The sequence below is a fragment of the Microbacterium pumilum genome, from assembly GCF_039530225.1.
GTDB classification, from domain to species: Bacteria; Actinomycetota; Actinomycetes; order Actinomycetales; family Microbacteriaceae; genus Microbacterium; species Microbacterium pumilum.
Map to the genome: position 1 here is coordinate 2,269,222 of NZ_BAAAOH010000001.1, position 20,941 is coordinate 2,290,162.

16 protein-coding genes are annotated in these 20,941 nt (G+C 69.3%); 12 read left to right on the plus strand and 4 right to left on the minus strand.

All coding sequences use genetic code 11. The features are described 5' to 3' along the window. The first annotated feature begins 7 nt into the window (after positions 1-7). The 8 genes from ABD188_RS09955 (at position 8) to ABD188_RS09990 (ending at position 11,963) form a co-directional block, all read left to right on the plus strand. On the plus strand, positions 8-1,000 hold the full coding sequence (locus ABD188_RS09955; protein WP_344061300.1) for an aldo/keto reductase: 993 nt from the start codon (positions 8-10) through the stop codon (positions 998-1,000). Between the two features lie 65 nt (positions 1,001-1,065). After that, positions 1,066-1,680, plus strand: a complete 615-nt coding sequence (locus tag ABD188_RS09960) for a TetR/AcrR family transcriptional regulator (protein WP_344061303.1) — start codon at positions 1,066-1,068, stop codon at positions 1,678-1,680. A gap of 2 nt (positions 1,681-1,682) precedes the next feature. Further along, positions 1,683-3,416, plus strand: coding sequence for an ABC transporter ATP-binding protein (locus ABD188_RS09965; RefSeq protein ID WP_344061306.1), 1,734 nt, complete (start codon positions 1,683-1,685; stop codon positions 3,414-3,416). Next, positions 3,413-5,494 (plus strand): ABC transporter ATP-binding protein, encoded by a 2,082-nt coding sequence (locus ABD188_RS09970; protein ID WP_425561339.1) that lies wholly within the window; start codon positions 3,413-3,415, stop codon positions 5,492-5,494. The genes ABD188_RS09965 and ABD188_RS09970 overlap by 4 nt, the downstream gene beginning before the upstream one ends. Before the next feature lie 74 nt (positions 5,495-5,568). Beyond that, the gene (locus ABD188_RS09975) at positions 5,569-6,348 is read left to right on the plus strand and encodes a PP2C family protein-serine/threonine phosphatase (protein ID WP_344061312.1); all 780 of its coding nucleotides are present in this window, start codon (positions 5,569-5,571) and stop codon (positions 6,346-6,348) included. A gap of 65 nt (positions 6,349-6,413) precedes the next feature. Continuing rightward, a complete protein-coding gene (locus ABD188_RS09980; protein ID WP_344061315.1) occupies positions 6,414-9,344 on the plus strand; it encodes an FtsK/SpoIIIE domain-containing protein in 2,931 nt (976 codons plus the stop codon). Between the two features lie 21 nt (positions 9,345-9,365). Next, on the plus strand, positions 9,366-10,934 hold the full coding sequence (locus tag ABD188_RS09985; protein ID WP_344061318.1) for an APC family permease: 1,569 nt from the start codon (positions 9,366-9,368) through the stop codon (positions 10,932-10,934). Between the two features lie 162 nt (positions 10,935-11,096). Next, a complete protein-coding gene (locus ABD188_RS09990; RefSeq protein WP_344061321.1) occupies positions 11,097-11,963 on the plus strand; it encodes a hypothetical protein in 867 nt (288 codons plus the stop codon). A gap of 95 nt (positions 11,964-12,058) precedes the next feature. Here ABD188_RS09990 and ald read toward each other — a convergent pair whose 3' ends face one another. Both ald and ABD188_RS10000 read right to left on the minus strand, forming a co-directional pair. After that, positions 12,059-13,174, minus strand: a complete 1,116-nt coding sequence (gene ald / locus ABD188_RS09995) for an alanine dehydrogenase (protein ID WP_344061324.1) — start codon at positions 13,172-13,174, stop codon at positions 12,059-12,061. A gap of 56 nt (positions 13,175-13,230) precedes the next feature. Further along, a complete protein-coding gene (locus tag ABD188_RS10000; protein WP_344061326.1) occupies positions 13,231-14,220 on the minus strand; it encodes an asparaginase in 990 nt (329 codons plus the stop codon). Positions 14,221-14,272: 52 nt separating this feature from the next. On the opposite strand from ABD188_RS10000, the gene ABD188_RS10005 reads away from it, so the two are divergent. After that, complete coding sequence (locus tag ABD188_RS10005) at positions 14,273-14,761, plus strand: OsmC family protein (protein ID WP_344061329.1); 489 nt, start codon at positions 14,273-14,275, stop codon at positions 14,759-14,761. On the opposite strand, the gene ABD188_RS10010 is transcribed toward ABD188_RS10005, so the two are convergent. Continuing rightward, positions 14,730-15,446 (minus strand): lysophospholipid acyltransferase family protein, encoded by a 717-nt coding sequence (locus ABD188_RS10010; protein ID WP_344067002.1) that lies wholly within the window; start codon positions 15,444-15,446, stop codon positions 14,730-14,732. The two genes, ABD188_RS10005 and ABD188_RS10010, sit on opposite strands and share 32 nt — an antisense overlap. Positions 15,447-15,650: 204 nt before the next feature. Here ABD188_RS10010 and ABD188_RS10015 point away from each other — a divergent pair, with 204 nt between their 5' ends. Next, complete coding sequence (locus tag ABD188_RS10015; protein WP_344061332.1) at positions 15,651-16,601, plus strand: FKBP-type peptidyl-prolyl cis-trans isomerase; 951 nt, start codon at positions 15,651-15,653, stop codon at positions 16,599-16,601. An 88-nt stretch (positions 16,602-16,689) separates the two neighbouring features. Continuing rightward, positions 16,690-17,778 carry a 1-deoxy-D-xylulose-5-phosphate reductoisomerase gene (locus ABD188_RS10020; RefSeq protein ID WP_344061335.1) on the plus strand — a complete coding sequence of 363 codons (1,089 nt, stop codon included), beginning with the start codon at positions 16,690-16,692 and terminating at the stop codon, positions 17,776-17,778. A gap of 15 nt (positions 17,779-17,793) precedes the next feature. On the opposite strand, the gene ABD188_RS10025 is transcribed toward ABD188_RS10020, so the two are convergent. Next, the gene (locus ABD188_RS10025) at positions 17,794-19,416 is read right to left on the minus strand and encodes a Mur ligase family protein (protein WP_344061338.1); all 1,623 of its coding nucleotides are present in this window, start codon (positions 19,414-19,416) and stop codon (positions 17,794-17,796) included. 129 nt (positions 19,417-19,545) lie between these two features. Here ABD188_RS10025 and ABD188_RS10030 point away from each other — a divergent pair, with 129 nt between their 5' ends. Then, positions 19,546-20,898 carry a M50 family metallopeptidase gene (locus ABD188_RS10030; protein WP_344061341.1) on the plus strand — a complete coding sequence of 451 codons (1,353 nt, stop codon included), beginning with the start codon at positions 19,546-19,548 and terminating at the stop codon, positions 20,896-20,898. Positions 20,899-20,941: the final 43 nt, after the last annotated feature.

Sequence of the window (20,941 nt, forward strand, 5' to 3'; positions counted from 1 at the left end):
GGATCCCATGACTTCCCCCGTACCCCTGCGCCGCGTCGGCGCATCCGGACTCCTCGTGTCGGCCGTCGGTCTCGGCTGCAACAACTTCGGTCGCGAAGGGACGCGGAGCGAGACGATCGACGGCACTCGCGCGGTGCTCGACGCGGCGATCGATGCAGGCGTCACCTTCCTGGACACCGCGGACATGTACGGCAAGGATGCCGGGCTCTCCGAGACCTTGATGGGTCAGGCGCTCCAGGGCAGGCGCGATCAGGTGACCCTCGCGACGAAGTTCGGCCACTTCGGACGCGACATCGGCTATCCGCCGTCCGGCGCCAAGGCATCCCGCAGCTATGTGCGACGCGCTGTCGAAGGATCCCTCAGCCGCCTGCAGACGGAGTGGATCGATCTGTACCAGCTCCACACGCCCGACCCGCAGACCCCCATTGAAGAGACCCTGGACGTCCTGGGCGACCTCGTCCGCGAGGGCAAGGTGCGCTACATCGGGCACTCGAATCTCGCAGGCTGGCAGATCGCGGAGGCCCACTACGTCGCGGCCGAGCGTGCCGGCATCCCTTTCGTGTCTGCGCAGAACCACTACAGCCTGCTCGCGCGCGCCGCCGAGCGCGAGGTGCTGCCGGCCGTCCGACGGTTCGGCTTGGGCTTCTTCCCGTACTTCCCCCTCCAGAACGGGCTGTTGACCGGGAAGTTCTCGCGAGACCACGCCCCGAAGGACTCCCGGATCATGCGGCAGCGTCAGCACGTGTGGCAGGAGGCGCCCTGGGATGCTCTGGAACGGTTCCAGGAGTTCTGCGACGAGCGGGGCATCACGATGCTGGAGGCGACGTTCGGCTGGCTGCTCGCGCGTCCCGCGCTGTCGAGCGTGATCGCGGGGGCGACCAGCCCGGAGCAAGTGCACGCGAATGCCGCCGCGGCCAGCGCGTGGGCGCCGACATCGGCCGACCTCGCCGAGATCGACGCGCTCTTCCCGCTGCCCGAGGATCCTGGCGCGAAGGTCTGAGCCGTTCGCCCTGGGCGTACCGGATGACGATGCGGAGTGAGTGCTCACTCACTTAGACTTCCGAGGTGATCGAAGCCGAAACCGTCGACGAGACTCCGCTGGCCCGCCAGCGCGCACAGCCCATGACCCCCGACGACCGGAGGGCCATGATCGCCGCGCAGGCGATTCCGCTGTTCATCGAGTTCGGCAGCTCACTGACCACCCGTCAGCTCGCCGAGCACCTCGGCATCGCCGAAGGCACGATCTTCCGGGCGTTCGGCGATAAGGACGCGCTCGTGCGTGCCTCGGTGCGTGCCTTCTTCGACCGCGCCGAGGCTCAGCTGTCGACGGGGATCGTCGACCCCTCGCTTCCCCTCGAGATGAAGGTCGCCCATTTCGTCCGCGGTGCCCGCGACCATGCCAGGGGGGTCTTCGCGATGCTGTCCCTGCTCGATCGCAGCGAGGCGGGCGAATACATCTCCCGTGCCCGCTCGGGTGCGTTCGAGGCAGCGATCGCCGACGCCTTCGCACCGGATGCCGCGGCCCTCGCCGTTCCGCCCGAGCAGGTCGGAGTGCTCCTGCGGATCGCCGTGATCGCGGCATCCGTCCCGTCTCACAATCAGCAGCCACGGCTGGACGATGACGAGATCGTCCAGTTCATCCTCTACGGCATCGCGGGTCGGCCCCGCGGAAAGGACTGACCGTGCTCGGCAGACTACTCGTGCGCTACCTGGTCCCCGCGTGGCCGCTCGTTGTCGCGGTCGTGGTGTTCCAGCTCGCGCAATCGATCGCGTCACTCATGCTCCCGACGCTCAACGCCGCGATCATCGATGACGGCGTCGTCAAGGGCGACATCCCGTACATCTGGTCGACCGGCGCCGTGATGCTCGGGGTCAGCCTCGTGCAGGTGATCTGCGCGGTGATCGCGGTCTACTTCGGCTCCCGCCTGGCGATGGGCATGGGGCGGGACCTGCGCGGTGATCTCTTCCACCGCGTGGTGGCGTTCTCGCAGCGGGAGGTCGGCCAGTTCGGCGCGCCGTCGCTCATCACCCGCAACACGAACGACGTGCAGCAGGTGCAGATGCTCGTCCAGGTGTCGGCGACGCTCATGGTCGCGGCCCCGATGCTCGCGATCGGCGGCGTCATCATGGCGATCCGTCAGGATGCGGGCCTCGCGTGGCTCATGGCGATCGCCGTGCCCGCCCTCCTCATCATCGTCGGCCTCATCGTGTGGCGCATGGTGCCGGCATTCACCCAGATGCAGGCGAAGATCGACCGCGTCAACCAGATCATGCGCGAGCAGCTCTCCGGCATCCGGGTGGTCCGCGCTTTCGTGCGCGAACGGGAAGAGCGTCAGCGGTTCTCGACGGCGAGCGAAGGTGTGATGGCGACGGGCCTGCGCGCCGGAAACCTCATGGCGCTGATGTTCCCGGCCGTGATGCTCGTGATGAACGTGTCGAGCGTCGCGGTGATCTGGTTCGGCGCCTTCCAGGTGCAGAACGCGGGTGTGCAGATCGGCACGCTCTTCGCGTTCCTGAACTACATGATGCAGATCCTGATGGGCGTGATGATGGCGACCTTCATGTTCGTGATGATCCCGCGCGCGGCGGTGTGCGCCAAGCGCATCGGGCAGGTGCTCGGCACGGATACTTCGGTCGCGGCGCCGGTCGACCCGGCCGACGCGCCGGCGCCCGCGGGTCGCATCGAGTTCGATCACGTCGACTTCGCCTACCCCGGGGCCGAGGAGGCCGTGCTGCATGACATCACCTTCACGGTGGAGCCGGGAACAACGACCGCGGTCATCGGCTCCACCGGAGCCGGCAAGACGACCATGATCGGCCTCGTGGCGCGCCTGTTCGACGTCACGGCCGGTTCGGTGCTGGTCGACGGGGTCGACGTGCGCACCTATGACCCCGATGAGCTGTGGCAGCGAGTCGGACTCGTCCAGCAGCGCGCATTCCTGTTCTCCGGCACGATCGCGTCCAACCTCCGCTACGGCGACATGGCCGCCACCGACGACGAGCTGTGGCGCGCCCTCGAGTTCGCTCAAGCCAGGGATTTCGTTGAGGCCATGCCCGACCAGCTCGAGGCGAAGATCGCGCAGGGCGGTACGAATGTCTCGGGCGGGCAGCGACAGCGACTGGCGATCGCCCGCGCGATCGTGAAGCGCCCCGAGGTCTACGTCTTCGACGATTCGTTCTCGGCACTGGATCTGAGGACGGATGCCGCGCTCAGACGCGCACTCGATACGCATCTGCCGGATGCCACGCGTCTGGTCGTGGCGCAGCGGGTCTCGACGATCCAGCACGCGGACCAGATCGTCGTGCTCGACCACGGACGCATGGTGGGCATCGGGACCCACGATGAGCTCGTCGAGACGTGCGAGACGTACCGCGAGATCGTCGAATCCCAGCTCTCGGTGGAGGCGGCAGCATGAGCGGCTCGCAGCAGACCCGGCCGGTTTCAGGTCCGGCTTCGGGTCCGGCGCCTCGGGGCCCCCTCGGGGGCGGCGGCCCGATGGGTCGCGGCGTGGGGTTGCCGGTCCAGAAGGCGCAGAACTTCGGTCCGAGCGCGAAGCGCCTGCTCGGCACGCTCCGCGTCGACACCCCGCTGCTGATCGTGGTGCTCGTGCTCAGCGTCATCAGCGTCGGGCTCTCGGTGATCGGCCCGAAGCTCCTCGGCAACGCCACGAACGTGGTGTTCGCGGGATTCGTCTCGATGCAGATGCCTGCAGGCGCCACGAAGCAGCAGGTCATCGATCAGCTCATCGCGTCGGGCAACCAGCAGCAGGCCGACATGCTCTCCGCGATGGACTTCGTCCCGGGCGCCGGGATCGACTTCCCACAGCTCGGCATGATCCTCATGGTCGTGCTCGCGGTCTACGTGTTCGCGAGCCTCTTCGGCTGGCTGCAGGCGCGGATCCTGAACGGCATCGTCCAGCGGGCGATGCACCGCCTGCGCAAGCAGGTGGAAGACAAGATCCACCGGCTGCCGCTCTCGTACTTCGACAAGGTGCAGCGCGGCGAGCTGCTCAGCCGCGTGACGAACGACGTCGACAACATCGGCCAGTCGATGCAGCAGACGCTCTCGCAGGTCGTGATCTCGCTGCTCACGGTGATCGGCGTCATGGTCATGATGTTCGTCATCTCACCGCTGCTCGCCGTCATTGCGCTGGTGACGATTCCCCTCACGATCTTCATCACGGTGGTGGTGGCGCGACGTTCGCAGAAGCTCTTCGTCGCGCAATGGAAGGCCACCGGCATCCTGAACGCTCGCGTCGAGGAGACCTTCTCGGGCCACTCGATCGTGAAGACGTTCGGCCACCAGCGCGAGGTCGAGGCGGACTTCCGCGATGAGAACGCCGAGGTGTACCGGGCGAGCTTCGGCGCCCAGTTCCTGTCGGGCACCATCATGCCGGCGATGATGTTCACCGGGAACCTCGTCTACGTGGCGATCGCCGTCGTCGGCGGTCTGCAGGTGGCCGCCGGACTGTTGTCGATCGGCGATGTGCAGGCCTTCATCCAGTATTCGCGTCAGTTCACGCAGCCGCTCAGCCAACTCGGCTCGATGGCCAACCTGCTGCAGTCCGGCGTCGCGAGCGGTGAGCGCGTGTTCGAACTGCTGGACGAGTCCGAACAGGAACCGGACGACGTCGACGCCGAGACGGTGCCGGAGTCGGCGAGCCATCTCGCCTTCGAGGACGTCACGTTCAGCTACAGCCCCGAAGAGCCGCTCATCTCCGGGCTGAGCCTCACCGCCGAGCCGGGCAGCACCGTCGCGATCGTCGGTCCGACCGGCGCGGGCAAGACGACGCTGGTGAACCTCATCATGCGCTTCTACGACGTCTCTGGCGGACGCATCTCGCTCGACGGCGTGGACACCATGCGCATGACGCGCGACGACCTCCGCTCTCGCACCGGCATGGTGCTGCAGGACACGTGGCTCTTCTCGGGCACGATTCGCGAGAACATCGCGTACGGACGCCCGGATGCCACCGAGGAGGAGATCGTCGCGGCCGCGACAGCGGCATACGTCGACCGGTTCGTGCACGCGCTGCCGGACGGCTACGACACGATGCTCGACGACGAGGCGACGAACCTGAGCGTGGGCGAGCGACAGCTGGTCACGATCGCGCGAGCGTTCCTCGCCGACCCGCGGCTGCTGATCCTCGACGAGGCCACGTCCAGCGTCGACACGCGCACCGAGCTGTTGATCCAGCGCGCGATGTCGAGGCTGCGCGAAGACCGCACCGCGTTCGTGATCGCCCACCGGCTGTCCACGATCCGGGATGCCGATCTCATCCTCGTGATGGAGGCCGGCGCGATCGTCGAGCAGGGCTCGCACGCCGAGCTTCTCGAGGCGAAGGGTGCCTACTGGCGGCTGTACAACGCACAGTTCGAGGCGGCGATCGAGGATGAGGACGACCGCGTGCCGGTGCTCGCCGGTGCCCCGCCGGTACCCACCGTCACGGAGCTGATCACGGCCGCCGAGGAGGGGTTCGAGGTCGAGGACTGACGGTCCACTAGGATGTGAGCACGCCGTCGGCCACCGGCCGCGGCTCGGTCGCCGGATTACGGGAGGGACGTGGCGTGCCCGAACCATCCACCCAATCCCGCTCGGTGACTGTGCCCGGCGGAACGCTCGAGCTCAACTGGGCCGCCGCGACGCACACCGGACGCCGCCGCGACGTGAACCAGGACGCGGTGTTCGCCGAGTTCCCCCTCTTCGTGGTCGCCGACGGCATGGGCGGGCACATCGGCGGCGAGATCGCGAGCGCGAGCACCATCGAACGGCTTCGGGATGTCGCGGGCACCGGAACCGTCACGCCGAAGTCGATCGAGAAAGCGCTCTCGCGCGCGGTGAAAGACATCGCGTCGCACCCCGAGACGACGGATGACGGGACGGGAACGACACTCACGGGCGTGTACCTCGACACGAGCGGCGACTCCGCGCACTGGGTGACACTGAACATCGGCGACTCCCGCGTCTACCTCGTGCGCGACGGTGCGATCGTCCAGATCACGACCGACCACTCGGTGGTGCAGGAGCTCATCGCCGCGGGGCGGCTGAGCCCCGAGGAGGCCGAGAACCACCCGTACGGCAATGTGATCACGCGGGCGGTGGGTCCCAGCGAGAGCGTCACCCCAGACTACGTCCGGCTGGATGTCGTCGCCGGCGATCGGTTCGTCATCTGCTCCGACGGGCTCACCAAGGAGCTCACGGATTACGGCATCCGTCATTTCCTCGACGAGAACAGCGATCCTGCGGCGGCCGTAGCCGCGATGCTCGACGCGGCACTCGAGAACGGCGGCCGCGACAACATCACGATCGTGGTCCTCGACGTCGAGTCCTCCCCAGCCGAAAGCTGAGTCCGGCCCTCCACAGTTCGGGCTTTCGGCGACTGCCGGCGTGCGGGCCGCGGTCGACTGGGCGAGTGCCTTCCTCACCGCCATGGGTCGCCCCGCCGCCGCTGGTCTCCGCTCCGTCGATCGTCGCTTCGTCGATCGCCGCGGCGCCGCTCGCTGCGGCGCCGCCGGTCGTCGCTGACGACATCCACGATGCCGAGCCCCTCGTCCTTCCGCCGCCGTGGACGCCGTCCCCGCGCGCGCCCCTTCCCATCGTGGCGTCGATCGTTCCGATGATCGGAGCGGTCGTGCTCTGGCTCGTGACCGGGTCGATGTTCGCGCTCCTGTTCGCGGCGCTGGGTCCGCTCATCGCCGTGGCCACTGTGCTCGATGCAGCTCGGGGCGCTCGGCGGGACCGCCGTCGCGCGGTGGCGGATGCGGCGGCCGCACACGACCGCGTGTCGGCCGAGATCGTGCGTCGGCATGATGCGGAGCGGCGCCGGCGCCGGGCGCGGCATCCCGACGTGGCTGCCTTCGTCGCGCGCGATGACGAGATCTGGCGCAGCGTGCCGGGGCGGACCGGGGTGCTCGTGATCGGCGCGGGAGAGGTGGCCTCCGCGCTCCGGGTCGCCGGCGGGGAGGGGGATGCCGATGCCGCGGCCATCCGCGGCCGAGCCGCCCGACTGACGGGCGCACCCGTCGTGGTGCCCGCCACGGCCGGCGTCGCGATCGTGGGTGGGCCCGCCCTCGGGGCCGCCGTGCAGCGCGCCCTCGCGCTGCAGCTGTGCTTCGCTCTGCCGCCAGGCGAGCTGCGCATCGTGGGTGCGCTGCGGGGAGACCACGCCTGGGCCGAGCAGCTGCCGCATCGTCGCGCCGCGTCGGGGCTGCGCCTCGCACTCGTCGGTCCCGACGAGACCGTTCCGCCCGATGCCGACGTCGTGATCGTGCGTCAGAACGTCGGCGCACCGCATCCGCCCGGCTGCGCGGTGTCGATCGCCGCTGACTCGCTGGGCAGCGCGAGGGTCGACTACGCGGGCGAGGTCGTACTCGTCGAGCTCGAGGCCGTCGGGGCGGAACAGGCGGCATCGCTCGCGGGCGAGCTGAGCGCCCGCGCGGAACGGAGTCTTGGATTGGCCGCCGGTCCCGATCTGCCGGTCTCGCTCGCCGACCTGCTCGGCGCGGCGCCGGCCGCACGCTCAGGCAGCCTGGCGGCGGTGATCGGCAGCGGAGGGGGCGAGCCGGTCGTCGTCGACCTCGTCGCAGATGGACCGCATGCCGTCGTGGCGGGCGTCACAGGCTCGGGCAAGAGCGAGCTGCTGATCACGTGGATCCTCGCGCTGTGCGCCACGCATTCGACGCGCGAGGTGAGCTTCCTCCTGGCGGACTTCAAGGGCGGCACCGCATTCGACGCCCTGGGCGCGGTGCCGCACGTCACGGGCGTCATCACGGATCTGGACGGCGCGGGTGCGAGGCGCGCGATCGAGAGCCTGCGCGCTGAAGTGCGCTGGCGCGAGGCGACGATCGCCGGCGCCGGCGCCCGAGACATCCTGGACCCGCGCGTCGATCTGCCGAGGCTCGTGGTCGTCGTCGACGAGTTCGCAGCGCTCCTGGGCGACCACCCCGAGCTGCACGCGGTCTTCTCGGATGTCGCGGCCCGCGGCCGCGCCCTGGGCGTGCATCTGGTGCTCGGCACGCAGCGCGTCTCGGGTGTGATCCGCGACAGCCTGCTCGCCAACTGTCCATTGCGGATGAGTCTGCGAGTGACGGATTCGGCCGACAGCCGCGCCGTGGTCGGCACCGACGATGCCGCGAACCTGCCGGGCGACACCGCTGGGCGGGGCCTCGCGCTCCTCCGCCGTGGGGGCGACCGCGCACCCCTTCAGGTGCGGATCGCCCTCTCCCAGCCGGCCGACATCGAGGCCGTCGTCGCCGGGGCGGACGGACCCTCACCCCGCAGGCCGTGGCTGCCGGCTCTCCCCACTCGCATCGCGCTCGACGAGCTGCGACTCACGTCGCACGAGCGAGGCGTGCTGGTGCTCGGCCTCGCCGACGAACCGGAGCGGCAGCGCCAACGAACCGTCGGGGTGCGGATCGCGGATCGTGGGATGCTGGTCGTCGGTGGCCCCGGCTCAGGCAAGTCGACCGCGCTGGCCGTCGTCGAAGCTCAGGCCCCGGCATCGATCGTCCGCATTCCCGCCGATGCCGAAGGGGCGTGGGACGCCGTCGCCGCGCTCTCGGAGGATCCGCCGGCGCCGGGCACCGTGGTGCTCATAGACGACCTCGACACGATCCCCGCGCGCCTGCCGCACGATCACGCCCACGAGTTGCTGGAGCGGCTCGAGCGCGTACTGCGCGGGGCGGGGGAGTCGGGGATCCTCGTGGTGGCGTCTACGCAGCGACTGACCGGCGCCACGGCGCGGCTCGCCGACCTGCTGCCACGTCGGATCGTCCTGCCCACTCCGTCGCGCGCCGACCACTTCGCGGCGGGCGGCGATCCGGCGCGGTTCGCGCCAGATGCGCCGCCCGGACGCGGTTCGCTCGACGGAGTGTCGGTGCAGTTGGCGCTCGTCACGGTACCCGCCGTGGTCCCGGTGGCGGGTTCGCCTGGCTGGCTTCCCCGCGGTCGACTGACCGGCTTCGCCGCGCGGCGGTCTCCAGCCGCCCGCGCTGCGCTGGCGGAGTGGGCGCAGCGGGGCTTCCGCGTGGCCACGCTCGACGAGTATGCGGCGGATCCGAGCATGATCGCGGAGGGCTTTGTGGTGCTGACCGGAGAGCCGGATGACTGGCAGCGCCATTGGCGCGTGCTCGCCGAAGCCCGGGCCGATCACGACCTGGTGGTCGATGCGTCGTGCGCGGCCGAGCTTCGGCTGCTGACCGGTTCTCGGTCCCTCGCTCCGTACTGCGAACCCGGCCGTGGCCGCGCCTGGCTCGTCTCCGCGGGTGCCGATCCGGTGCGGATCGCCCTCCCGGGCGCAGAGGCCGCCTCCCTCCCTCGCTCCGATGTCCTTGACCACCCGTGATGATGGCCATACCTTCACTGTGTGGCTACATCCCCGATAGACCTTTCCCGACCCGAAGGAAAAGGACTCGCAGCCGGAACGCTGGGACTGTGGGGCTCGACCGTCATCGGACTCGCCTCCACCGCGCCCGTCTACTCGCTGGTCGCGTCCCTCGGCTTCGTCGTGATCGCCGTCGGCGCGCAGGCGCCGATCGCGTTCGTGATCGCCTTCATCCCGATGCTCTTCATCGCGTTCGCCTACCGCGAGCTCAACAACGAGATCCCGGACTGCGGAACCACGTTCACCTGGGGGACGAAGGCTTTCGGTCCCTGGGTGGGATGGATGGGCGGATGGGGCGTCGCCGTGGCGGGCATGGTGGTGCTCGCGAACCTCGCGCAGATCGCCGGCATCTACTTCTGGGCGCTCATCGACGGCATCGTCCGCACCTCCGAGGATGCGCTCCTCGCCGACAATGTGCCGCTGGTGACCGCGACCGGGGTCGTGTTCATCGCCGCCATGACCTGGGTGAGCTGGCGTGGCGTCGAGATCGGCGAGCGCATCCAGAACGTGCTGCTCGCCATCCAGTACGTCGCGCTCGCGATCTTCGTCGTCGCAGCGCTGTGGCAGTTCTTCGCGGGAACCGCGCCCGATCCGACCCCGTTCGACTGGTCGTGGTTCAACCCGCTCGCGTTCACCGACTGGGGTGGATTCATCGAGGCGATCCTGCTGGCCCTCTTCATCTACTGGGGCTGGGACACCTGCCTCGCGCTCAACGAGGAGACGAAGGACCCCAAGCGCATCCCGGGCCGCGCGGCCCTCCTGACGACGGTCATCCTGCTCGTCACGTACGTCGGCGTCACGGTCGCCGCCATGATGTACGCCGGACTCGGCACCGACGGCACGGGCCTCGGCAACGAGGCGAACGCCGACGACTTCTTCCTCGCCATCAAGGACGGACTGCTCGGCCCCGTCGGCTGGGTGCTCGTGGTGGCGGTCATGATCTCGGCGATCTCGTCGACGCAGACGACGATCCTGCCGACCGCCCGGGGAACCCTCGCCATGGCCGCCTACAAGGCGCTCCCGCGGCGTTTCGCGACGGTCCACCCGCGTTACAAGACCCCGTCGTTCTCGACCCTCGTGATGGGTGTCGTGGCCATCGTCTACTACGTCGGCATGACGCTCATCAGCGACAACATCCTGCAGGACTCGATCCTCTCGCTCGGCCTCGCGATCGCGTTCTACTACGGGATCACGGGCTACGCATGCGTCTGGTACTACCGCCGCGAGCTGTTCTCATCGGCGCGCAACTTCTTCTACAAGTTCCTGTTCCCGCTGCTCGGCGCGCTGATGCTGACCTACGCTTTCGTCCAGTCGGCGATCGACATGTACAACCCCGACTACGGATACAGTGGCGGGATCGGCGTCATCGGCAGCACCTTCCTGCTCGGAATCGGCTCGCTCGGGTTCGGCGTCGTCCTGATGGTGCTCTGGTTCTTCTTCCCCCGAGCGAAGGCGTTCTTCCGCGGTGAGAGCCTGAACCGCGAGACACCGGTGCTTGTGCCCGAGGACCCCGCAGATTACAGCCGTTCCATAGACGGAGGCCTGGTCTGACCGCGGGCTCGACCGCAACCGACGCGGGAAGCGGCTTGCGCCGCTGACGCGTCTCGGCTCGTCGCGTTTCCGGCGACGAGCCTGTCTGCGCGCTCCTGTGAAGCCCTACGCTTCCGATCAGGCGGCGACCACTGGGACGCCCTCACGCAGGAAGGCACGTCCATGGCCAGATCCGTCATCGTCGCGATCATCTTCGCGACCGGTCTCGTCCTCGGAGTCGGAGGGACGATCGTCTCGCACAGCACGGCGATCGTGCCGAGCGTCGAGAGCCCGGTTCCCCGTCCGCCGGGGACGCCCGAAGGCGCTCGAGAGCCGGATGCCGTGGCCGTCGCGCTCGCGCCGCCGCCCATCCAGCGGCGCCCTCAGGCAGAGACCACCTTCGTCCCGATCTCGCCGTGCCGCATCGCAGACACGCGCGTCGCCGGCGGAGCGATCGCGGCGAATGCGACCCGAGCCTTCTATGTCCAGGGCACGAGCGGCTTCCTTCCTCAGGGCGGCACGGTGGGTGGCTGCGACATACCGGCGGGCGCTACCGCGGTGGCGCTGTCGGCAGCGGTGACTGACGCCGGCGCCGCCGGCAACATGACGGCCTATCCCACGGGAGGATCCAGCGGATCCGGCTTCATCAACGTCACTCCCGGCCAGGTGACGCGGGCGAGCGGGACGTTCGCCATCGCCCCATCCGGAAAGTCGCTCACGGTGCGCAATCGATCCGGGGCGCCCGCGGGCATCGTGCTGGATGTCCAGGGGTACTACGTGCCGCCGCTGGAGGCGATGATCGATCCCGCGGGAACCCCCTACTCCGGCTCCAGTCGGGTGCTCGGTGCGACGCAGGTGAGCACCGGCGTCTACGACGTCAGGTTCGACCGACAGGTCGTCTACTGCAGCGTCGTCGCGTCGACCTACTTCTCGCAGTTCACTGTCTCGACCGACACCTACCTCTGGGCGGATGACCGGGTGCGGGTGAAAATCACCACTGCCACGGGAGCGCCCGTGAACGAGTACTTCTACATCATCGTCTCGTGCTGAACGGGTGCAGGTCCCGGGTGGTCACTTCGGAGCAGCCGCGGCGGGAACTCACACGGTGACGTTCGACCGACCGGTGGACCAGTGCGGTGTCGTGGTCAGGTCAGGGCGCCGGTCAACGACGTCAGTTCGACACCGTGAGCGGTGGCCACTCCGGCGTTGACGACCGCACCGCCGTGGGTGTTCAGCCCTGCGGCCAGTGCCGAGTCGGCACGCAGCGCTTCCTTCCACCCGCGCCGGGCGATCTGGCGGACGTAGGGAAGAGTTGCGTTCGTGAGCGCCGATGTCGACGTGTTGGGCACGGCGCCCGGCATGTTCGCGACGCAGTAGAACACGCTCCCGTGCACGGTGAAGGTGGGGTCGGCGTGGGTGGTCGGGCGGGTGTCTTCGAAGCAGCCGCCCTGGTCGACGGCGATGTCGACCAGTACACTGCCGGGCCGCATCCGCGAGACCATGTCGTTCGTCACGAGCTTCGGCGCCTTCGCACCCGGGATCAGCACCGATCCGATCACGAGGTCGGAGTCGACGACCGCGCGGTCGAGGTCGAGCGGGTTGGATGCGGCGGTCTTGACCCGTCCCTGGAAGTGGTCGTCGAGGTACCGAAGTCGCTGCACATTCGTGTCGAACACCGTGACGTCGGCTCCGAGACCGACTGCGATCACCGCGGCATTCGCACCCGCCACACCGCCGCCGATCACAGTGACGCGAGCGGGTCGGGTGCCGGGGACGCCCGACATCAGAAGGCCGAGTCCGCCCGCCGAGCGCATGAGCGTCGCCGCGCCGACGGTCGGGGCCAGTCGGCCCGCGACCTCGGACATCGGTGCGAGCAGCGGCAGGCCGCCCCCGGCCAGCTGAACCGTCTCGTACGCGATCGCGGTGACCCTGTCCGCCACCAGGCGGTCGGTCAGCGGACGGTCGGCGGCCAGATGCAGGTAGGTGAACAGCACGAGGTCGTCGCGGAAGTTGCCGTACTCGCTCGCGATCGGCTCCTTGACCTTGAGCAGCAGCTCCGCGCGGGCCCAGACATCGGCGGCGTCATCGAGCATCGTCGCTCCGGCGACTTCGTACTCGGAGTCGGGCATCGAAGAGCCGAGGCCCGCGCCGCGCTGTACGAACACCTCGTGGCCGGATGCGACCAGGTCGTACACCCCCGCGGGCGTCAAGGCCACGCGATACTCGTTGTTCTTGACCTCGGTGGGGACGCTGATCCTCATCGTGTGATCCTTTCCGCTCCGCCTTTGGAGCGCTCGCGCTCCTTGTGGGAGCGCCTCTAAAACGCGGGGCGGATCGCCCCGACATCCTGACCGCCGCCGGTGACCGACAGCGGAAGCAGCTTCATCGCATCGGAGACGTCCGATGCGGACAGGGAACCGGCGCGCTCGAGAAGGCGCAGCGCGACGGCGGTCGCGGCGCGGCCGCTGCCATCGAGCATCTTCAGCGCCACCGTGGTGCCGTCAGGGGCGACCATGACCATGACGCCCTCGGCACCGCCCTTGGCGAACACGCCGAGGCGTTCGGTGACGATCGTGTCGGCCCGGCCGGGACCATCGATCGTCCACGGGTTCGTGCGGACCGCCTGGACCATCACGCCGGCGCTTCGGTGGAGGGCGAACGGCGACGTGGGCGAGGAGTTGCCGATGCGGTGGATCGCGCGTGCGAGACCGAACAGGCTCATCGCATACACCGGGGCGCCGCATCCGTCGATCGCCGTCGCGGCGGCCTTTTCGCCGATGAGACGTTCCACGACTTCGCGGATGTGAAGCTGCAGCGGATGCTCCGGGTCGAGGTATCCGGTGGTCGCCCAGCCGTTGGTCACGCATGCCAGCAGCATCGCCGCATGCTTGCCCGAGCAGTTCATGCGGATCCGCGACGGTTCGGAGTGCTCGCGCACCAGTTCGTCACGGGTGGCGGTGTCGCCCGGCCAGGATGCAGGGCACCCGAGCGACTCTTCGCCGAGCCCTGCGACATCCAGGATGTCGCGCACGACTGCGACGTGGCGGTCGGTGCCGGAGTGGCTCGCTGTCGCGAGCCCGAGACGCTCACCGTCGAGGGGTGCGCCCGCCGCCAGGCAGGCGAGCGCCTGCAGCGGCTTCAGGCTCGAGCGCGGCAGGACGAGCGATGCCGGGTCGCCGAGCCGTGCGGCGACGGTTCCGTCCGCGGCGAGGACGATCGCGATTCCGGTGTGGCGCGACTCCACGAACCCGCTGCGCTCGACGACTGCGAGTTCGACGGCGTCGGCTGCGGCGAAGGTCTGCGGCACCCGGCCAGCCTACCCGCCGGGAGGAGCGGATCCGCGTGACAGACTGTTGCGCATGTTCGGCGAGCACCGTTACTCCCTCCGCACCACGTGGACCGGCGATCGCGGCACCGGCACGTCCGGATACCGCGACTACGATCGGTCGGCGACGATCGAGATCGACGGCAAGCCTGCCCTCGCGGCATCCTCCGACAGGCCGTTCCGCGGGGACCCCGCCCGTTGGAACCCGGAAGACCTGCTGCTGGCCGCATTGAGTCAGTGCCATCTGCTGTCCTACCTGCACGCGTGCGTGAAGGCGGGCGTCGTCGTCGTCGCCTACGAGGATGACGCGGCCGGTCTCATGGTCGAGGACGGGCGCGGCGGCGGCGCTTTCATCGAGGTCGTGCTGCGACCCCGCGTGACGGTCGCCGACGCGTCGATGACGGATGCGGCGCTCGCCGCACATGTGCAGGCCCACGAGTGGTGCTTCATCGCGAACTCGGTGAACTTCCCGGTGCGCAACGAGCCGACGATCAGCGTCGCTCGTGTGGAAGAACCTGCTTGATGCGCTCGATCGGGGTGTGCGCCGGCACCTCGTTGTAGGCGTTCGCGAGCTCCTGCCCCGAGAGGGCGTGGATCGCAGCCATGATGTCGTCCGTGGCGAGGCGCCGGGCCTTGCCGGAGGCCGCGGGTCCATGGTGCGCGAGGTCGAGCGGCTCGCCGAACCGCACCGTCACGCGATGCCTGAGCGACGGCACCTTCGCCCCGACGGGCATGACCTTGTCGGTGCCCACGAGCCCCACGGGCACGACGGGTGCGCCTGTCTGCAGCGCGAGGAACGCCACCCCCGTGCGTCCCTTGTAGAGACGCCCGTCGAGCGATCGGGTGCCCTCGGGGTAGAGCGCGACGGCCTTGCCCTGCTCGAGGAGGACGCGCTGCTGATCGAGCGCGTCGAGCGCGGCCTGTCCTGCGCCGCGCTGCACCGGCACCGCGCCGATCGCGGTGAAGAACTCGCGAGACGCCCAGCCCGACATCCCCGTGCCCTCGAAGTAGCTCGCCTTGGCGAGAAAGTGCACCGGTCGCGGCGCAGCGACGGGGATCGCGATCGAATCGAGGAACGACATGTGGTTGCTTGCGAAGATGACCGGCCCGGTCTTGGGTACCGTCGATCGCCCCTCGATGTGCGGGCGATACACAACGCGTGCCAGCGGCCTGATGATGAACCGGCCGAGATAGTAGGTTGCTCCCATCGGACGCGCATCTTCGACCTCGTCAGTCGCGACGACAGCGCTCGGCCCGGGCTCGGGCGACGGCTCGGGTACTGCGTCGGAACTCACGCGTCGAGGGTACTCCGGATTCCATTCCGGTACCGGCATGGCGGTCTCCCAGCGGGGACAAAGGAAACATAGGGAAGGATGGAGGCTTCCCCACTCCCTTCTTTCTCGAGGTTCACCGTGCGCATTCGCCCGCTCGCCGTCCTGTCCGTCGCCGCCCTGTCCGCAGTGCTGCTCGCAGGGTGCGCGTCATCCGGTTCCGGGGCCGACCCGTCGCCGTCCGCCGCCGACGTGGATCTCTGCGGGGCCGTGGCAGCGCCGGGCGAGGCATCCGATGCCGTCACCGTCGACGGCGACGTCGGAGCCCCCGCGACTGTGACGTTCGAGTCTCCGCTCGACGTGACCGCGATCCAGAGCACGGTGGTCACCGAGGGCGAGGGCGACCCCGTCGTCGCAGGCGACCTCGTCTCGTACGCGCTGTCCGCCTTCAACGGCGACACGGGCGCAGAGCTGGGTTCATTCGGCTACGCCGACAGCCCGGTCCTCCCGCAGCAGATCTCGCCCGAGAGTCCGCTCGGCCAGATCCTCGGCTGCGCCACGCCCGGCACCCGAGTCGTCGCGACCTTCCCGGCAACCGAGGGGGGCACGAGCGAGGTCTATGTCGTCGACCTGCTGCGCGTCGTCCCGAACGCCGCGTGGGGCGAGCCGGAGGAGCCGGTGGCCGGCATGCCGACGGTGGAACTCGCCGATGACGGGGCGCCGACCGTGACGCTCCCGGACGGCGATATGCCCACCGAGTTCTCGAAGGCGACCCTCAAGAAGGGCGACGGACCGGTCGTCGCCGAGGGCGACGGCGTTCTCGTGCAGTACCACGGCGTCTCGTGGAACAGCGGGGAGGTGTTCGACGAGAGCTGGGGTGGTCAGCCGTTCTCGTTCACGGCCGGCAGCGGTGTCGTCCAGGGGTTCACCGACGCGGTCGTGGGTGAGACCGTCGGGTCGCAGGTCATCGCCGTGCTGCCCCCGTCGGTCGCTTACGGCGAAGGCGACATCAACGACAACGACCTCACCGGCCAGACCCTGGTCTTCGTGATCGACATCCTGGGTGTCCAGGCGGCCGCCGCGACGCAGTAGCGGTCGCGTCCCCCGAAGCCGTCGGCGACGAGTCTCGAGCTCGCGGACCGACGGCTTCGGCGTCTCGGCCCCTCGCTAGGCTGGTGCGATGCGACGCGTGCTGATCCTCGGCTCAACCGGATCGATCGGCACCCAGGCACTCGACGTCATCCGCTCGAATCCCGGCCGATTCGAGGTCGTCGGGCTCTCTGCGGGGTCCAATCGCCCAGCGCTGGAGGCCCAGGCGACCGAGTTCGGTGTGGAGTACACCGCGATCGGCGCTGAAGAGGCCGAGCAGCTTGTGAGGGATGTCGAAGCCGACGTGGTCCTGAACGGCATCACCGGGTCGGTCGGCCTCGGCCCGACGCTCGCCGCCCTCGAGGCGGGGCGCATCCTGGCGCTCGCCAACAAGGAGTCCCTCATCGTCGGCGGCGATCTCGTGACCGCGCGCGCGCGTCCGGGCCAGATCGTGCCCGTCGACTCCGAGCACTCCGCCATCGCGCAGGCGCTGCGGTCCGGAGAGCCCGGCGAGGTGGGAAGGCTCGTGCTGACGGCATCCGGAGGTCCGTTCCGCGGCCGCTCGCGTGAGTCGCTCGCAGGCGTCACTCCGGCCGAGGCCCTCGCCCATCCGACATGGGACATGGGCCGAGTCGTCACCACCAACTCCGCGACCCTCGTCAACAAGGGCCTCGAGGTGATCGAGGCGCACCTGCTCTTCGGTGTGCCCTATGGGAAAATCGACGTCGTCGTCCACCCGCAGTCGATCGTGCACTCCATGGTCGAGTTCGTCGACGGCTCGACGATCGCCCAGGCCTCGCCCCCCGACATGCGTCTGCCGATCTCACTGGGGCTCGACTGGCCTCACCGGGTTGCGGGCGTGGGACGCCCGCTGGATTGGAGTGTCGCCTCATCGTGGACATTCGAGCCGCTCGATGAGGCCGCATTCCCTGCGGTACGCCTGGCGAAGCAGGTGGGACGCGCCCGCGGAACGTACCCGGCTGTGTTCAACGCCGCGAACGAGCAGGCTGTCGACGCATTCCACGAGGGCCGACTCACGTTCCCCGGAATCGTGGAGACGATCGATCGCATCGTCGACCTTCACGAGGAGCCGGCGGCCTTGACGCGCGAATCGCTCGCCGAAGCGGAGCGGTGGGCGAGGGATGCCGCAGACCGGGCGATCGTGAAAGCCGCTGGCTGACCGTCTCCGGGAGCGTCAGTCCTCGGGCGGGTACGGCACCGGCCAGTGCGGGTCTGGCACCGGCCACCCGGCGGCCTTGAGAGCCCGCCGGGCGAGCTCGCGAGCGGAGTACGGCGTGCGGACGCCTCGGATGTCGCGGTAGTCCTGATGGCCAGGACCGGCCCACAGGATCGCGTCGCCGTCTCCGACCAGCGCGACGGCTTCGATGATCGCCCGCTCGGGCGGCGAGAACTCGCGGATGTCGGCATCCGGCCGCGCATGCCGTGCACCTTCGATGAGCGTCGCGCGGATGGAATCGGTGTCCTCGAAGCGCGGGTGATGGTCGGTGATCACCAGGATGTCGCTGCCCTCAGCGCCGGCGCGGCCCATGTCGTGCCGCTTGGTCGCGTCACGATCGCCATCCGCGCCGAACAGCATCAGCACTTTGCCGGGCGTCACCCGGCGGACAGCGGCGAGCGTCTTCTCGAAGGCGTCGGGGGAGTGGCCGAAGTCGACGTACACCGCCGGACCTCGAGCACCCGAGACGAGTTCGGTGCGGCCGGGCAGGTACGCGTCGATCCGCCCGCCGTCCAGCGCCGCGACGAGGCGCTCCCACGCGAAGCCGCCCTCCAGGATCATGACGATGGAAAGGCCGGCGTTCGCGGCCATGTGGCGTCCGATCACCGGCACGACGGTGGTCAGCGAGCGCCCGTCGCGCGATGCGAGTCGGAACTCGGTGCCGTCCTGACGCTCGTCGAGGATCTCGACCACCCAGTCCGCCGCGGCGGCGGCCGCGGCATCCACCGCGATGGCCGGCGTTCCCACCGTGACCGTCGGCACCTCGCTTCGAGCGACCACCTCGGTGCCCGCGGCGGAGTCGAGGCATACCACTGCGCGACGCGACCGGTCGGGCAGGAACAGCGGCAGCTTGGCCTCGAAGTACTCGCGCATGTCGGCGTAGTCGTCGAGGTGGTCGTGGGTCAGATTCGTGAACCCGGCGACATCGAAGACGAGTCCGTCGACGCGGCGTCGGCTGAGCGCCTGGGCGCTCACCTCGACGGCGACGGCCTCGACGCCCCGCTCGCGCATGAGCGCGAGCAGCGCGTGCATCTCGTACGCTTCGGGGGTGGTCAGGCGCGACACGATCACCTGCCCTGCGATGTGACGTTCGGCGGTCGACGAGAGGCCGGTCGTGACCCCCAGCTGGCCCAGGATGCCCTCGAGCAGGTGAACGACGCTGGTCTTGCCGTTCGTGCCGGTGGGGGCGAAGAGGATCGGCAGGTCGTCGTCGCGCCCGGTACCGTAGACCCACGCCGACAGCTCGCCGAGCAGTCCTCGAGGATCGTCCACGATGACCACCGGCAGCCCGCTCGCGGCGGCGCGGTCGGCACCTGCGGCATCCGTCACGATGGCGACCGCCCCCTTGGCGGCGGCGGCGGAGGCGAACTCGGCGCCATGGCGATTCGCACCGTGGACCGCGACGAAGACGTCGCCGGGTCGGAGGTCGGCCGTCGCCAGCGTCAGCCCGGCGAGTGCGACGTCCGCGGTGTCGCCGCGAACGCCCTCACCGAATCGGGCGGCCAGCTCGTCGAGCGAGTGGACGGGCGGTGCGTCCGGACGGAGCACGGGGGGCAGGTTCGAGGGCGCGTCGTTGGGCATGGCGGATCCATCTTCTCATCCGGAGCGGGCCGCGCCGGCTGCGCACCTCCTCGATGCGGAGGCGGTGCCCTGGCCGCCGCGATCGCAGGTCACGGCGAACTCAAAGCCCAGTGCGGGTACCGTGAGCGTGTGGATGTGATCGCGTTCGTCGTCGGTGTCGTGCTCCTGGTCGTGGGGCTCGCCGCGTCGATCGCTCTCCACGAGCTCGGTCACCTCATTCCGGCGAAGAAGTTCGGCGTTCGTGTCGGCCAGTACATGATCGGCTTCGGCCCGACGCTGTGGTCGCGCAGGCGCGGCGAGACCGAATACGGGTTCAAGGCCATACCGCTCGGCGGCTACATCTCCATGGCGGGCATGTACCCCCCTTCCCCCGCCGTCGCCGCGCGGACCGGCGCAGCGACGGGTGGGCACCGTACCGGCCGGGCGGGCGGTGGCTTCTTCGCGACCATGGTGCAGGATGCGCGGACGGCCAACGACGAGACCCTGCTGAGCGAAGAGGACGATCGCGTCTTCTACAAGCTGCCCGTCTGGCAGCGCATCGTCATCATGCTCGGTGGCCCCGTCATGAACCTGCTGCTGGCGATCGTGCTGTTCGCGATCCTTCTGTCGGGCATCGGCGTGCAGACAGCGACCACGACGATCCAGAGCGTCAGCGACTGCGTCATTCCCGCCGGCACCGACCGCACCGAGTGCGCGGCGTCCGACCCGGTGGCACCTGCGAAGGCCGCCGGGCTCGAGGCGGGTGATGTCATCGTCTCGGTCGACGGCACGGGGGTCGACACCTTCGCCGAGGCATCCGCGATCATCCGCGAGTCGCCCGGCCGCACGCTCATCGTGGTCGTCGAGCGCGACGGCGTCGCCCACAGCGCCTCGCTCACGCCCGTGGCCGTCACCCAGCCCGTCGTCGACGAGCTCGGCAAGCCGGTCGTCGACGAGAACGGGACTCCCGAGACCCAGCAGGTCGGCTTCGCCGGCATCCGTCAAGAGGTCGACTACCTTCGCCAGCCCATCTGGGCGGGACCGCAGGCCGCGTTCCAGAACGTCGGCGCGGTCGCCGGCGTCGTGTGGCAGATGCCGGTCAAGGTGTGGCAGACCGGAGTCTCGCTCGTGACCGGTGAGGAGCGCGATCCGAACGGTCCGCTGAGCGTCGTCGGCGCCGGCGTCCTGGCCGGAGAGGTCGCCTCGGCGGATGCTCCGGTGCTCAACCGTGTCGCCGGGATGCTCTCCCTGCTCGCCTCACTCAACATCGCGCTCTTCGTGTTCAACATGGTCCCGCTGCTTCCGCTGGACGGCGGGCATATCGCGGTGGCTCTGTGGGACGGGATCAAGCGCGCCTGGGCCAAGCTCTTCCACCGTCCGCCCCCGAAGCCCGTCGACGCGACGAAGCTCGTGCCCGTCACATTCGTCGTCGTCATCGCCCTGATCGCGATGGGGGCCGTGCTGATCCTCGCCGACATCTTCAACCCGGTTTCGCTGTTCTGAGTTTTTTCGGTTCGGATGTCGATTCCGGTCTTGTCCGTTCGCT

Coding starts and splice junctions, on each gene's coding strand:
- ABD188_RS10005 (WP_344061329.1), top strand. CDS start 14,273: ATGTTCGGCGAGCACCGTTACTCCCTCCGCACCACGTGGACCGGCGAT.
- ABD188_RS09970 (WP_425561339.1), top strand. CDS start 3,413: ATGAGCGGCTCGCAGCAGACCCGGCCGGTTTCAGGTCCGGCTTCGGGT.
- ABD188_RS10010 (WP_344067002.1), bottom strand. CDS start 15,446: ATGGGAGCAACCTACTATCTCGGCCGGTTCATCATCAGGCCGCTGGCA.
- ABD188_RS10025 (WP_344061338.1), bottom strand. CDS start 19,416: ATGCCCAACGACGCGCCCTCGAACCTGCCCCCCGTGCTCCGTCCGGAC.
- ABD188_RS10020 (WP_344061335.1), top strand. CDS start 16,690: ATGCGACGCGTGCTGATCCTCGGCTCAACCGGATCGATCGGCACCCAG.
- ABD188_RS09990 (WP_344061321.1), top strand. CDS start 11,097: ATGGCCAGATCCGTCATCGTCGCGATCATCTTCGCGACCGGTCTCGTC.
- ald (WP_344061324.1), bottom strand. CDS start 13,174: ATGAGGATCAGCGTCCCCACCGAGGTCAAGAACAACGAGTATCGCGTG.
- ABD188_RS09955 (WP_344061300.1), top strand. CDS start 8: ATGACTTCCCCCGTACCCCTGCGCCGCGTCGGCGCATCCGGACTCCTC.